This window comes from Streptococcus sp. FSL E2-3494, assembly GCF_038007085.1.
Taxonomy (GTDB): Bacteria; Bacillota; Bacilli; order Lactobacillales; family Streptococcaceae; genus Streptococcus; species Streptococcus thermophilus.
The window spans coordinates 398,974-413,019 of the sequence record NZ_JBBOWN010000001.1; the positions used below are offsets into that span (position 1 = coordinate 398,974).

Annotated in this window: 13 protein-coding genes and 1 pseudogene; 8 read left to right on the top strand and 6 right to left on the bottom strand. The window is 41.9% G+C overall.

Features of this window, described 5'->3' with window-relative positions; all coding sequences use genetic code 11:
- The first annotated feature begins 68 nt into the window (after positions 1-68).
- Positions 69-640: pseudogene (locus NST05_RS02150) on the top strand (CHAP domain-containing protein).
- 143 nt (positions 641-783) lie between these two features.
- Here the strand turns inward: NST05_RS02150 and rnjA are convergent.
- Entirely contained in the window at positions 784-2,466 is a 1,683-nt protein-coding gene (gene rnjA / locus NST05_RS02155) for a ribonuclease J1 (RefSeq protein ID WP_084829108.1), read from the bottom strand.
- Between the two features lie 4 nt (positions 2,467-2,470).
- The gene (locus NST05_RS02160) at positions 2,471-2,701 is read right to left on the bottom strand and encodes a DNA-dependent RNA polymerase subunit epsilon (RefSeq protein WP_002947111.1); all 231 of its coding nucleotides are present in this window, start codon (positions 2,699-2,701) and stop codon (positions 2,471-2,473) included.
- Between the two features lie 262 nt (positions 2,702-2,963).
- Here NST05_RS02160 and tsaB point away from each other — a divergent pair, with 262 nt between their 5' ends.
- From tsaB to NST05_RS02185, 5 genes are read left to right on the top strand one after another with little or no spacing between them, the layout of a single operon-like run.
- Positions 2,964-3,650: a tRNA (adenosine(37)-N6)-threonylcarbamoyltransferase complex dimerization subunit type 1 TsaB gene (gene tsaB, locus NST05_RS02165; RefSeq protein WP_084829107.1), complete on the top strand. Its 687-nt coding sequence runs from the start codon at positions 2,964-2,966 to the stop codon at positions 3,648-3,650.
- A 1-nt stretch (position 3,651) separates the two neighbouring features.
- A complete protein-coding gene (rimI, locus tag NST05_RS02170; RefSeq protein WP_014621963.1) occupies positions 3,652-4,065 on the top strand; it encodes a ribosomal protein S18-alanine N-acetyltransferase in 414 nt (137 codons plus the stop codon).
- Positions 4,065-5,078, top strand: coding sequence for a tRNA (adenosine(37)-N6)-threonylcarbamoyltransferase complex transferase subunit TsaD (tsaD, locus tag NST05_RS02175; protein ID WP_011681638.1), 1,014 nt, complete (start codon positions 4,065-4,067; stop codon positions 5,076-5,078). Before rimI ends, tsaD begins: the two co-directional genes overlap by 1 nt.
- Positions 5,079-5,129: 51 nt before the next feature.
- Positions 5,130-5,825 (top strand): AzlC family ABC transporter permease, encoded by a 696-nt coding sequence (locus tag NST05_RS02180; protein WP_011681637.1) that lies wholly within the window; start codon positions 5,130-5,132, stop codon positions 5,823-5,825.
- Positions 5,812-6,138, top strand: coding sequence for an AzlD domain-containing protein (locus tag NST05_RS02185; protein WP_011226559.1), 327 nt, complete (start codon positions 5,812-5,814; stop codon positions 6,136-6,138). Before NST05_RS02180 ends, NST05_RS02185 begins: the two co-directional genes overlap by 14 nt.
- Positions 6,139-6,193: 55 nt before the next feature.
- Here the strand turns inward: NST05_RS02185 and recD2 are convergent, their stop codons facing one another.
- From recD2 to rnhC, 3 genes are all read right to left on the bottom strand, one after another.
- A complete protein-coding gene (gene recD2 / locus NST05_RS02190; protein ID WP_084829106.1) occupies positions 6,194-8,698 on the bottom strand; it encodes an SF1B family DNA helicase RecD2 in 2,505 nt (834 codons plus the stop codon).
- 61 nt (positions 8,699-8,759) lie between these two features.
- The gene (gene lepB, locus NST05_RS02195) at positions 8,760-9,383 is read right to left on the bottom strand and encodes a signal peptidase I (RefSeq protein ID WP_002947854.1); all 624 of its coding nucleotides are present in this window, start codon (positions 9,381-9,383) and stop codon (positions 8,760-8,762) included.
- 18 nt (positions 9,384-9,401) lie between these two features.
- Positions 9,402-10,292 carry a ribonuclease HIII gene (rnhC, locus tag NST05_RS02200; RefSeq protein ID WP_011681634.1) on the bottom strand — a complete coding sequence of 297 codons (891 nt, stop codon included), beginning with the start codon at positions 10,290-10,292 and terminating at the stop codon, positions 9,402-9,404.
- A 313-nt stretch (positions 10,293-10,605) separates the two neighbouring features.
- Between rnhC and NST05_RS02205 the strand changes: the two genes are divergently transcribed.
- Positions 10,606-10,923, top strand: coding sequence for a hypothetical protein (locus NST05_RS02205; RefSeq protein ID WP_002947863.1), 318 nt, complete (start codon positions 10,606-10,608; stop codon positions 10,921-10,923).
- Positions 10,920-11,462, top strand: a complete 543-nt coding sequence (locus NST05_RS02210; protein ID WP_002947866.1) for a CvpA family protein — start codon at positions 10,920-10,922, stop codon at positions 11,460-11,462. Before NST05_RS02205 ends, NST05_RS02210 begins: the two co-directional genes overlap by 4 nt.
- Positions 11,463-11,562: 100 nt before the next feature.
- On the opposite strand, the gene NST05_RS02215 is transcribed toward NST05_RS02210, so the two are convergent.
- Complete coding sequence (locus NST05_RS02215) at positions 11,563-13,914, bottom strand: endonuclease MutS2 (protein ID WP_014621960.1); 2,352 nt, start codon at positions 13,912-13,914, stop codon at positions 11,563-11,565.
- Between the last annotated feature and the right edge of the window lie 132 nt (positions 13,915-14,046).

Below are 14,046 nucleotides of genomic sequence, written 5' to 3' on the forward strand. Positions count from 1 at the left end.
CTCTCTTAATTACATTAAAATATTAAGATGTTAAACTAATTTCATATCAATCTTAATCAGGAGGGAATATGAAAACAACAAAAAATACTGCCTTAGCAATAGTCCCAAGTACATTATTGCTTGGTCTTACAGTCGCTCAAACAACTGATGCTGATTATTATACTGTTCAAAATGGGAGACCTGTTCTTCTCAATTGCTAGCCAATATAGCGTAGCTACATATCAATTAGCTGCTGAAAATGGCATGACTATCTGGTCAAGACTCGTTCTTGGTGGAACTTCGGATGTTTCAGGAACTGCCACAGCAGATGAAGATATATCTGAAATTTTTTATTCAGAGGTAACAGTTACTGATACAGATATAGATTCCATGTGTAATCGTTATCTAGTTGGTCAATGTACATGGGGTGTTAAAGAAATTACTCTATGGGGAAGTAACTGGTGGTGTAATGGTGGCGATTGGGCAGGAAGCGCTGCTAGCCAAGGCTATGCTGTTGGTTTGATATCTGCTGCTCGTTCGATTGTATGTTGGACTGATGGTGGATATTAGATACGTTGGTTTTGTTACACAAGTTGGTTAGATTCAAATCTTGGAGTCGAACTATAACAATTTGCAACACATTGATAACTATCGTGGTTAGTTTAATCCATAAAATTCAACAACACCAGAGGTGGTATCTTACATTTATTCAGGTGCATAAAAGGAGAAGCAGCGTTTATAGAACTTTTTACTTACTGAAGATTTGTAGCATACTAAAAATGGTAGCTGTCAGGCTACCATTTTTTAGTTATCAGGTGTGAGAATCATGGGAATGATAATTGGCTCACGTTCTGTTTTTTCGTATAGGAATGGTCGTAATGCATTGACGATAGCTCCGTTAACGGATTGAATGCTGGCGTCTTTATTTTTAAGAGCAATACGAATAGCGTTGAATAGAATGCGTTGGCTATCACGAATAAGATCACCAGATTCACGCATATAGATAAATCCACGACTGAGAATATCTGGACCAGCTAGAATCATCTTAGACTTGAAATCAACAGTTGCGACAGCAAGGACGACACCATCTCCAGAGATATCACGACGGTCACGAAGAACGGCCGCCCCAATATCACCGATACCATTACCATCGACATAGATGTCTTGAGCATTGAAATGACCTGCACGGCGAGCAGAATCTTTTGTTAGGGCTAAGACATCACCATTTTCCATGATAAAGACATTCTCTTTCGGAACACCACAATCAACAGCGAGATCTGCGTGGACCTTTTGCATGCGGTATTCACCATGAACAGGCATGAAGAATTTTGGTTTGATCAAGCGAAGCATTAGTTTTTGCTCTTGTTGACCACCGTGACCAGAGGTATGGATATTGTTGATTTTACCGTGAATAACATCTACACCCGCTTCTTGAATGGTATTAATCAAACGGTTAACGCTGGTTGTATTTCCTGGGATAGGGCTAGATGAGAAGATAACGGTGTCACCAGGTTGTAGTGTTACTTGTCGGTGCATACCATTGGCAATACGTGCAAGGGCCGCCATAGGCTCCCCTTGAGAACCGGTACACATGATAAGAATCTCACTGGCATGATAGTTTTTCATTTCACTAGGATCAATAATAGTTCCTTTTGGAACTTTGATATAGCCTAGTTCAACACCATTAACAATGGCTTTCTCCATAGAACGTCCAAAGACAACAATCTTACGACCGGTTTTTACAGCAGCCTCAGCAGCTTGTTGAAGACGGAAAATATTAGAGGCAAATGAGGCGAAGATAATACGTCCGTGAATGCCTTCAATTATTTTCATGATGGATTGTCCAACGACCTTCTCGGAATTAGTGAAAGTTGGGACTTCAGCATTGGTTGAGTCTGAGAGGAGGCAAAGAACGCCTTCTTCACCGAGTGCAGCCATACGATGAAGGTCTGCTGGCTCACCTACTGGAGTGAAGTCGAACTTAAAGTCACCGGTACAAACAATTTTACCTTGTGGTGTATGGATGACAATTCCGAGAGGTTCTGGAATTGAGTGAGTTGTGCGGAAGAAGGTTACGCTCATATTTTTGAAAGTAAGCTCTGTATTAGCGTTAATTTCATAGAGTTGTGCATCACGTAGTAGTCCGTGTTCTTCCAATTTTCCTTTGATAAGAGCAAGAGCAAGTGGTCCTGCATAGATTGGGATATTTGCCTGTTTAAGAAGGAAGGGGATACCACCAATATGGTCTTCGTGACCGTGAGTAACGACAAGAGCCTTAACACGGTCAACGTTTTCAACGATGTAAGAATAGTCCGGGATGACATAATCGATACCGAGAAGATCATCTTCAGGGAATTTAATACCCGCATCGACGATGATGATTTCATCCTGGTATTCAATACCATAGGTATTTTTACCGATTTCTCCCAAACCACCAATCGCATAAACCCCAACTTCTTCAGGTTTTAGATTGATTTTTGATGCCATGGTCTTAGAACTCCGTTACTTCAAAAACGCCTGTTTCTTTTTCGTATTCAAGGGCTTTTTCTGAGAGGAGCTCAATGAATTCGATGTTGTAGGCAGTGTTTTTTTCGATGATTTGACGAGCTTGGATACGTCCCTCAAGTTCAGTTTCTGCATCGATATCTAGATAGAGTGATTTTGTCTGTTCACGGCGTGGGCTACGCTCTTTAGTTTCTTGGTAAAAAACTTTATAAATCATGATTTTCCTTTCTTTCCAAAAGGCTCTACCATTCTATAAAAAAACCGGTCAAGTCAAACTTTTCTCTGATTTACTTGACGTTTTGATATTCACTTTTATGAGTAATAGGTAGTAGCCTTGATTCGTATAACGATTACTATTATTGTACCATAAGATAAGGGGTAGATAAAGAAAATGGCGGAAAAAGTTGGGAAATGTTCATTTTTGGGAAACAACTACTTGTGTTATAATAGAGAAGCATAAAAAGAAACAAGGAAAAAAGATGAAAATATTAGCATTTGATACTTCCAGCACTGCTTTATCAGTAGCCTTGTTGGAAGATGAGAATTTAGTGGCAGAGGCAACAGTGACAGTGAAAAAGAATCATAGTATTAGTCTAATGCCCACTATTGATTTTTTGGTTGCTCAGGTGAGCTGGCAACCAGCTGATTTAGACCGTGTTGTTGTTGCTCAAGGACCCGGCTCCTACACAGGACTTCGTGTGGCTGTCGCAACAGCTAAGACTTTAGCATATGCCCTTGACATTGATTTAGTGGGAGTTTCAAGTTTGCAGGCCTTGATGGATCACTCAGCTGATGGTGTTGTAATTCCTATCATGGATGCCCGTCGTAATAATGTTTACGTCGGATTTTATGAAAATGGCCAAGCTATCGTCCCGGATCGTCATGCTGCCTTTACAGATGTTCTTGAGCAAGCTAAAACTTTTGAAAAGGTAACTTTTGTAGGTGAAGTGGCTAATTTTGTGGATCAGATTAAGGAAAGCCTTCCAGAGGCAACTATCTTGCCAAGTCTTCCGTCAGCCCTGTTAATTGGTCGTTTAGGCTTATCCTTGCCTCCTGTTAATGTGGATGCCTTTGTCCCTCATTACTTGAAGCGAGTTGAGGCGGAGGAAAACTGGCTTAAGACACATGAGGAGACTAATCGTGACAACTACATCAAGCGCGTCTAGATTGAGTAGTCAGGAACAGGCTCAGCTCATTTACCAGATTTTGTCGGATGTTTATGACAAATCTCCATGGACACTTGAGCAGGTGGTAGCAGACTTGGCTTTGGACACTACTGAATATTTCTATGTTTATAATCAAGAAGAAGTTGTTGGTTTTTTAGCTCTTCAAAATTTAGTTGGTGAGATTGAAGTTACCAATATTGCGGTTCTAAAAGCTTATCAGGGACGTGGGTATGCCAGTCAGTTGATGAAGTATTTAGAGGAGCGTAGTGAACCCATCTTTCTTGAAGTTAGAGCGTCAAATCAAGTCGCTCAGGCGCTATACAGAAAATTTGGATTTGAAAGTCTAGGAATTCGGAAAAATTATTATCATGAGCCTCAGGAGGATGCAGTTATCATGAGGCGAGAGGAAATCTAATGGCAGATAGATATATTTTGGCGGTGGAGAGCTCGTGTGACGAGACTTCAGTTGCTGTTTTAAAAAATGAGAAAGATCTTTTAAGTAATATTATTGCTAGTCAGGTAGAAAGCCATAAACGATTTGGTGGCGTTGTTCCTGAGGTGGCTAGCCGTCACCATGTGGAAGTAGTGACTCTTTGTATTAAGGATGCTCTATCTGAGGCGGGAATTGTTGCTGAACAATTGGATGCTGTAGCTGTAACCTATGGTCCAGGATTGGTTGGAGCCCTCTTGGTTGGGATGGCAGCAGCTAAGGCCTTTGCATGGGCGCACGGTTTGCCTTTGATTCCGGTCAATCATATGGCAGGGCATCTGATGGCGGCGCGTGAGGTTCAAGAGTTGGAGTACCCCCTCCTAGCGCTTTTGGTATCTGGAGGCCACACAGAGTTGGTTTATGTGTCAGAACCAGGGAATTACAAGATTGTTGGTGAGACACGTGACGATGCGGTTGGTGAAGCCTATGATAAGGTGGGACGTGTGATGGGCTTGACCTACCCAGCAGGACGAGAGATTGATGAATTGGCTCATAAGGGGAAAGATGTTTATGATTTCCCACGTGCCATGATTAAGGAAGACCACTTGGAGTTTTCATTTTCAGGCTTGAAGTCAGCCTTCATCAATTTGCACCATAATGCTGAGCAGAAAGGGGAAGTTTTAGTCACAGAAGACCTTTGTGCTTCCTTCCAAGCTGCTGTTTTGGATATTCTCCTAGCTAAGACCAAGAAAGCCTTAGAGCGTTACCCTGTCAAGACACTTGTTGTTGCTGGGGGCGTCGCAGCTAATCAGGGCTTACGTGAACGCCTAGCTGAAGAAATCACAGATGTAGATGTGGTTATTCCGCCTTTGCGTCTTTGTGGTGATAATGCTGGTATGATTGCTTTAGCAGCAGCTATTGAATGTGATAAAAAACATTTTGCTGACTTGGATTTAAATGCTAAACCAAGTCTAGCCTTTGCAGGATTTGAAGAATAAGAAGAACCTCTTACTCGTCTGGTAAGAGGTTCATTTAGAAAGGAATTGAGTGTGTCTGACTTTCGTTCGGGTATGAAAGCCGCAGTACCGACAGCTCTAGGATATGTGGCTATTGGTCTAGCATTTGGTGTCGTAGCGGCAGCTTCTGGTCTATCGGCTCTTGAGGTTGCTCTCATGTGTGCATTTGTCTATGGTGGCTCGGCTCAGTTTGCTATGTGTGCTTTAGTCGTTTCAGGAGCTGGCCTTGGTGAGTTAACCTTGACTGTTTTCTTAGTTAATTTGCGTAACATGTTGATGAGTTTACATGCAACAACGATTTTTACCAAAACAAGTCTCTGGAATCAGCTGGGAATTGGTAGTTTGATTACGGATGAAAGTTATGGTGTCTTATTAGGAGAATATGTACATCATAAAGATATTCCCTCTAACTGGATGCATGGTAATAATATTTTCAGTTATTTGGTTTGGATTGTGTCGTCAGTTGTTGGTTGTTTAATTGGCTCAATGATTCCAAATCCTGAGCTTTTTGGTTTGGATTTTGCCTTGATTGCCATGTTTATTGGTTTGTTAAGTAGTCAGTTTGATGCCTTGCTATGTGAAGGAGTGCGTAAACTGTTTCTGATTCTGTTATCTATTGCTGTGGCATATCTGAGCTTTAGCATCATTTTATCAGAATCTTTGGCTGTTCTAGTGGCTACTTTGATTGGATGTAGTGTGGGGGTAGTAATGTGTGATGGCCGTCAATAGCTTCATTCTTATCGCTATTTTACTAGGGTTTGTGGTCAGCTGGGTTCCTCGTGTCCTCCCTTTTATCTTAGTGAAATATAAGGGATTACCAGATATTGTTGTTCAATTTTTGCACTACCTACCAGTTTCTATTCTCTTTGCACTGATTCTCTCAAGCCTTATGACTGAGAAAATCGGTCACTTGCCACAGCTTAAGTGGATGGAAATCCTGGCTTCGGTGCCAACGGTAATTGTAGCATTTAAGAGTAAAAATCTGCTCTATGCAGTAACAGTCGGTATAGTGTCTATGGCCCTGATTCGTTTAGTATTTTAGTAAATGAAAAGACTTGAAAAGTGGCTCATTCAGAGCGACTCCAAGTCTTTTTTTCCTAGTTGTTGTTAAAAAAGGCTGCAATATCGTCTTCGCTGAGACCTATCATTGGGTCGATAGTTGCCCAATTTTCTTCAGTTAAACGATAGTTTTCTTCTGTTTGCACAGGTTTGTTAACAGACTTATCCACAGGATGTGAATAAGTGTTAATAAGAGTTTGGGATGGATTGATATTTTCCGAGAAGTCTTTGTTTTCAATGGTTTCTGAGGGTCTATTGTTTTCCGTTTTTGTTTGATTGAAGGCGTCTGTTCCCTCGTTTTTAACATTTTTTTCGACAGACTTATCAACAGCTTGTGTATAAGTTTGTTCAAAACGTTGGATGAGGTAGGTATTACGTTTGGCCCCCTCGTTGTGAACGGCATAATCGAAGGCTGCGATTTCCCCCAACATGACCAGTTTACTCTTGGCGCGTGTGATAGCGGTGTAGATGAGGTTACGTTGCAGCATACGCCCACTTTGGCGTGTGATGGGAAGGATAACGACTGGGAATTCACTCCCTTGGGATTTGTGTATAGACATGGCATAGGCCAGAGTAATCTTATTCCATTCGTTACGAGGATAGATAACCTCATTGCCATCGAAGGACATGTAAATTTCGTCTTGCTTACTTTCAGTATATTTACCAGGTATGAGATCAGTAATGATTCCGATATCGCCATTGAAGACATTGAGTTCTGTATCGTTGACCAGGTGGAGAATCTTGTCATTCTTACGGAAGAAAATATCATTAAAGGCAAATTGATTGGCTTTTTCTTTGGGATTAAGTAGATCCTGCATAATGGTATTGAGATTGTTGATACCAGCCTGTCCCCGGTACATGGGGGCCAGAATCTGTACATCCTGAGCAGCGATCCCACTTTTAATAGCGGCAGAGACAATTTTAGGGACCATCTGTGGAATATGGTTAGCATTAGCCTCAAAGTATGATCGGTCAGCTTTTTTCTCTGTGAAATCAGTGGGTAGTTGGCCTTGGCGCATCTGGCTAGCTAAGGTAACAATAGTGGAATCCTCAGATTGTCTGAAAATTTTGGTTAGGGAAACCTTAGGCAAGTCATCAATCTGCAAAAGGTCAGCTAAGACTTGGCCAGGGCCTACAGAAGGTAGTTGATCTTGGTCACCTACAATGATTACTTGAGTAGTATCGGAAATGCTTTCGAAGAGTTGATTGGCCAACCAAGTATCAACCATAGAGAACTCATCGATGATAATCAAATCGCAATCGAGATAGTCATCTAAGGTCTTGAAATCGTCCTCGCCATTAAGCCCCAAATGTCTATGGATAGTGGCACTAGGGAGCTTGGTCAGTTCGTTCATCCGACGAGCAGCCCGTCCCGTTGGCGCTGCTAAAATAATGGGTAAATCAGACTTTTTGAGGTCTAAACCATGAAGGTCAGCATAGGTTTTAATAATTCCGTTAATAACAGTGGTTTTCCCTGTTCCGGGACCACCTGTCAGGATGAAGACCTTGCTTTGTAGGGCTTTAATAATGGCATCTTTTTGAACCTTATCATAGGTGATACCAAGCTCATCTTCCACCCTTTCAAGACTTGCTTGGATTTTGTCCTCAGCACTGATGTCAGGCTGGTCTTTCGTGATACGAGTTAGGTGGGTATAGATGCCCTGTTCTGCAAAATATAGGGTATTATCAAAAATTTTAGTCTCTATATTTTGCACCTTATCCTCTTGGATGAGGTTGGTTAATTGGTGAGCAACCAAGGCAGGGTCAAGTTCAATCTGGCGAGAACTTTCCAAAAGAATGATAGTCCGTTCAAGCAAGGACTTGGCTTCGATGTAGGTGTCCCCTTCTTCCATACTAGCTTCTAGCAGACAGTGAATTAGGGCGGCTCGTAAACGCTCAGGAGCATCGCTAGCAATCCCTAGGCGTTCGGCTAGTTGATCGGCCATTTTAAATCCAATTCCCTGGACTTCCTCTACCAAGAGATAAGGATATTTTTCGATAAGGTTAAGTGATTCTTCCTTATATTGGTTGAAAATTTGTGAGGCAGCCTTTGGTGTGAGTCCATAGCTGGAAAGTTTGGACAAGATTTGTTCAGTACCATAGTTGATTTTTAATTTTGCAAGGAAGGCTTCTCGGTTTACCTTGGACAGATTAGGAATCTGCTCTAATTTACTAGGGTCTTCGAGAATCTTGTCAATAGGGTCTTCGCCATAAATCTCGACAATACGCTCGGCCGTTTTCTTACCGATTCCTTTGAAATTATCACTGGAGAAATATTTGATAAGGCCACTGGCAGAGGGTTTTGAACGCTCGTAGCGAGTCATTTGGAGTTGTTTGCCATATTTGGGGTGATTGGTTAGCTGACCCCAGAAGGTATAGTCTTCCCCCTCCATGACATCCCCCATAGTTCCAGTAACAATGATTTCATAGTCTTCAAAATCACTGTCAGTTTCATCAATTTCTAAGAGTAGGATACGAAAAAAATTACTGGCATTTTCAAAAATGATGCGCTCGATAGTTCCTGAAAAATAAAATTCTTGCATGTGTTTTTTCCTAGATACATAATAAGGCTGGGTCTCCCCAACCTTATCTTATTTAGTGTTCTTAGTTGTCCTCAACTGTGCCAATTTTATCAAGTGGCCAGAAGCGGAATTTGACTTCCCCGACAAGAGCACTCTTGTCAAAGTAACCAACTTCGCGGCTATCTTTTGAAACGATACGGTTATCTCCGAGTAAGAAATATTTGCCTTCAGGAACAGTGACAGAAAAAGTAGTGTTTTTGTCAGCATTGACAGTGAAGGCCTTTGATTCCTTAGCCAGTTGTTGGAAGTAGTCGCTGTAGGCGTACTCTTTTTGGAGTTTATCCTTAGCAAAGGCAGCGTGGAATTCTTTGAGGTATTCTTCCTTAACTTCTTTACCATTGATAGTAAGTTTATCGTTTTGATAGGTAATGGTATCACCTGGCATACCGATGATACGTTTTACGATTTGTTTAGTCTTACCATTTTCAACTTCCTTGGCAACGACAATGTCAAAACGCTCAATGGACGTGTGTTTTAAAACGATCACACGTTGTCCATCTGCTAGGGTAGGATCCATTGAGTGTCCTTCAACCTGAACAGGGAGCCAGAGGAAGAGACGGGTCAAGAGGAAGAGACTGATAAAGAGAATGAAGAGTCCCCATTCATGAAGAAAAGTGAGGAAATATCGGGTCCATTTGTTTTGCATAGTTAAGGCCTTTCAGGTTTATTTTAAGCGTTGGTAGGCTTTTTTAGTATTGGCAAAATGATATTTAGCAGTAGTCTGGAGAGCCTGGTCTCCATAAGCTTGAAGGAGTTTAGCAGCGACCTGGTCTGACTTGGCACCAGCACCTGAAGGAAGGGTGTAACCCACCTCTTGGCTGAGTTTATCCAGATTTTCCAGGAAGAGGTTTCGAGCAATGATAGAGCTCACCGCGACGGCCAAGTATTTACCTTCAGCCTTTTCTTCTAGAGTGATGGGGAATTCAAAGTGATTGCGTTCGTTCTTGAGGTATTTTTGATAATTCTTCTCACTGATAAAAGCATCAATGACAATCTTATCTGGTTTAGCACCAGATTGTAATAGTAGGAAAATAGCCTGATTGTGGAGGGCTACTTTGACGGATACAGCATTGTGAGCTTTACCGTCTCCAACTACCTCATTGTACTTTCTAGGAGAAAGTAGGAGTGCTTTGTGGGGAATTTTCTCCTCCAAGAGAGGTGCAATCTGACGAATCTTGCTATCATTTAGATTTTTAGAATCGTCGACTCCTAGAGATTTCAAAAAAGCATGGTCAGCGGGAGTAACTAGGCTAGCTACAACAGCCAAACCACCAAAATAGGAGCCGTTTCCGACTTCGTCTGATCCAATTAGGGCTAGGTTTTGCCCATCAGGTGACTGCTTAGGCTCAGCTTGGTAACCAAAACGGCTAGCTAGGATTTCTGGTTTAGCACCCTGGAAGGTCACCTTGCCTGAAGTATAGGCGATGACACTTGTTCCATCGACCTTGGCTGAAAAAAAAGCGTATGGATTTTTAGTCGCAGTTGCATAGCTTGCTAGATCCTTCTGGAGTACTGAAATCTGCTCTGCTGTCATTTTTAATACGATTGTGCCCATGGAATCTATTTTAGCACAAAAAAGGAAAATTGGTAGATATTTTACAGGTTAGGAATCCTTGAAAAATGATTTTTCTGGAGAAGAACAAAGTCTAAAATTTACGAAATTTAAAATTTAGGATATAATGATTAGAAAGAGAATGCCAAATTCTGCTCTTTTTTTCGATGATTGGAGGAGTCAGTTGGTATTTATGTGTCGAACACGCCCTGGAGAAGGTGTTAAAATCTGACTAAAAAGGGTGCTAAAAACAAAAATAAGGAGAAGCTGCGGTGGAGACTCCATGTCCACCATTGATTAGGCAGTTAATAAGCAAATGGCAAACAAAAACCGTTACAAATTTCATTTTGGAGAAAAAAATCTCACGCTAACAACTGATAAGGATAACTTATTCATGGAAGAGGTGGAGCGTGTTGCTTATGAAAAATATAAAATTATTAAAAAGCAGATGAAAAATGCTGATAATGAAACGATTGCTATCCTAATGGCCATCAACTCTTTGTCGACTCAGTTGGAACGTGAAATTCAAGTTGAAGATATGGAAAAAGAGTTGGAAATTTTGAGAGCTAAGCAACTCGAACAACTTAAAGTCAAGGCGACAGCTCAAAGTGATGACGATGAGGAAGACGCATGATTGGACTCCTTGTCTTAGCCCTCATGGCTTGGAATTTCTATATTGGCTACCGAAGAGGTCTCTTTATGCAAGCCTATTACGTGGTTTCAGTCATTATCGCCATGTGCGTCGCGGCCTATTTTTATAAGTCTCTAGGAGAGGCTATCAATCTTTGGGTACCTTATACTAATCCAACTAAAGATGCCAGTGTAGCTTTTTTTACAGACCAGAATATCTTCTCACTTGACCGTGTCTATTATGCGGGCGTCGCCTACTTCGCCATTTATTGTGTGGCCTATTATGGTTTGCGTTTTCTTGGGATTTTCTTCCATTTTGTGAGAATTGAGCGCCTTGATCAGACACGGTTCAAAGTGATAGGCGGTGTTTTGGCTTCCTTGGTAAGTCTGGTACCTTTGACGATGTTGGGGAATATCCTTGCGACCGTTCCCATAAACAATATTCAAACAGTCTTGTCATCTAGCTGGGTTTTGCGTCTTTTAATTAATTGGAATTTTCCAGTTAGCCAGATTATCCAACACTTGTGGACAAGTGTGATATAGAAAACAGACGTCTTCCTTGCTTAAGGGAGACTTTTTTGTGTTTGGATTTGAGATATATGAAAAAGACTGGACATAGTGTCTCAGTCTCTCTTAATTAGTTTTAACCCAAGGTTGCGATGGTACATCCGGAACCACCAGCACTTTGTGGGGCATATTCAAAATTTTTAACATGGCGATGACGGCGGAGATATTTGGTTACAGCATCTCGGATGACACCGGTACCAATACCGTGAATGATTTCCACCTGACTCATGTTGTTAAGTAGAGCTTGGTCAATAAAGGCATCGAGCTCTTGCATGGCTTCTTCGTAACGTTTCCCACGAAGGTCTAGACGGGCACGAGGCCCATCAGAAGATGTCTTCTTGGCTTTTTTAACCACATTAATTTGTTTTTTCTTGGGTTGTTGTGCTTCTGCTTGGGCACGAACCAGAGTGAATTCGTCTGCCTTTAGGCTCATCTTGATGAGACCCACTTGAGCTTCCCAGTTACCATTTTTGGCTTGACTGGTGAGCGTACCACGTTGCCCATAGGCAGTAACGATGATATCATCACCGACACGAGGGGCACGCGCAGCCTTTTCTTTCTTGGCTTTACGAAGAACCTTGTTCTTAGAAAGGTCGACTTGTGCGGCAAGTTTCTTAAGTTTCCCTTTGGCGTCGATAACTTCATGAGGCTTGAGTTGACTCTTATCATGGAGATTTTTGAGAATACTATCGCTTTCAGCTAAAGCTGTATCCACCATCTCTTGAATTTCTTTTTGAGCCTTTTCGAGTTCCTTGTCGTACTCATGGGAGAATTCATTATAGAGTTTCTTGACCGCACGGTTGAATTTAAGGTTCTCTTGCTCAACGTCCTTGATGTGCTCCAGACGTTTTTGTGTTTCTACAGTTTGGGCTTCAAGTTGCTCGATGATACGGTTGACATCACTATCCGTATCAGTGAGGTTTTCTGCTTCCTTGACAATAATCTCATTCAGACCGAGGCGGCGAGCAATCTCAAAGGCGTTAGAGCGACCAGGAACCCCTTGCATAAAGCGATAGGTAGGTCTTAGAGTTGCTGTGTCAAACTCCATGCTAGCATTTTCCACATGTTGTGTCTCAATCCCATAGGCCTTAAGCTCAGGATAGTGAGTAGTAGCCATGGTCTTAATCTGGCTCAAACGGAGGTGCTCTAGGATTGCCATGGCTAGACTAGCCCCTTCCTGAGGGTCGGTACCAGCCCCAAGCTCATCGACCAAGACCAAGCTATTGCTGTCGGCAGTGTTCAAAATCTCGACAATGTGCGTCATGTGACTAGAGAAAGTTGACAAGCTCTGTTCGATAGACTGTTCGTCTCCGATATCCGCAAAAATCTCTTGGAAAATGGCTACACGACTGCCCTTATCAGCCAAAATTGGCAGACCAGATTGAGCCATTAGTTGAGCTAGTCCTAGAGTTTTAAGCATGACCGTTTTACCACCAGTATTGGGACCTGTAATGACAATGACCGTGAGATCCTCATCAAAGCGCAAATCGTTGGCTACTGGATTGATTAAAAGAGGGTGACGAACGTTAAGCAGTTGGAGTGTTTGGTTGTCACTAATCTCTGGAATAATTGCCTTTTTATCATGGAGATAGAGGTATTTTCCTCTAATGAAGTCCATATGGCCCAAAATCCAAGCATTGTTAGCGATGGCAGCAGTATGTGGACGGAGTTGATCAGACAGTTCATGTAGGATACGTGCCATCTCATGGCGCTCGTCTGCACGTAATTGTGTAATTTTTTCGTTAAGCTGGATAACGGCTCGTGGCTCGATATACACTGTGTTCCCAGAGCTTGAGATGTCATGAACAACCCCCGCAATACGGTTACGGTAGGTATTTTTGACAGGAAGCACTGAACGGCCATTACGACTAGCAATTAAGTTCTCGGCTAACATGTGCCCAGATTTCTTGAGAATGTCTTGCAAGGTCTGGCGAATGGCATCATCACAAGCCTTAAGTTGACGACGGATATTTTGCAACTCAGGACTAGCAAAATGCTCAATAAAACCACCATCATTAATACTTTGAAGACTACCTTGTAGACTTGGAAAGGCCTCAATCTTTTCAAAAAGACGTTTAAGAGCGATGAGTTCAACATTTTCAAGGTCAGCGTAGAAGCGGCTAAGGTCAGCTGAAGCTTGCAAGACCTTCTTGATAGCAATGAGCTCCTGGATGTTGAGGTCAGCATCCAGTTCCAAGCGACGCAAGGGCTCAGAAATATCTCTTAAGCTACCAATGGCAAAGCCATGATGCTCTACGAAAATCTCAGACATTTCTTGGATTTCTGTAAATTGGTTTTGAATTCTTTCTGGATTGGTCATAGGCACCAAGTCACGTAACTCCGCCTGAGCCTGTTCGGTCTGCAGGTATTCTGTGAACTGGTCTTTGACCTTGTTAAATTCTAATTGGTCTAAAATCTTTGTGTTCATAGCTCCTATTATAGCATATTTTACTATAGGACGTGGAGCTGGGAAATACCTGTAACAATACTGTTGACTGATTCGTTCTAAAATTTGTCGATGGACAATTTTCCTTATGGCTTATTATTTATGAATGTTTAT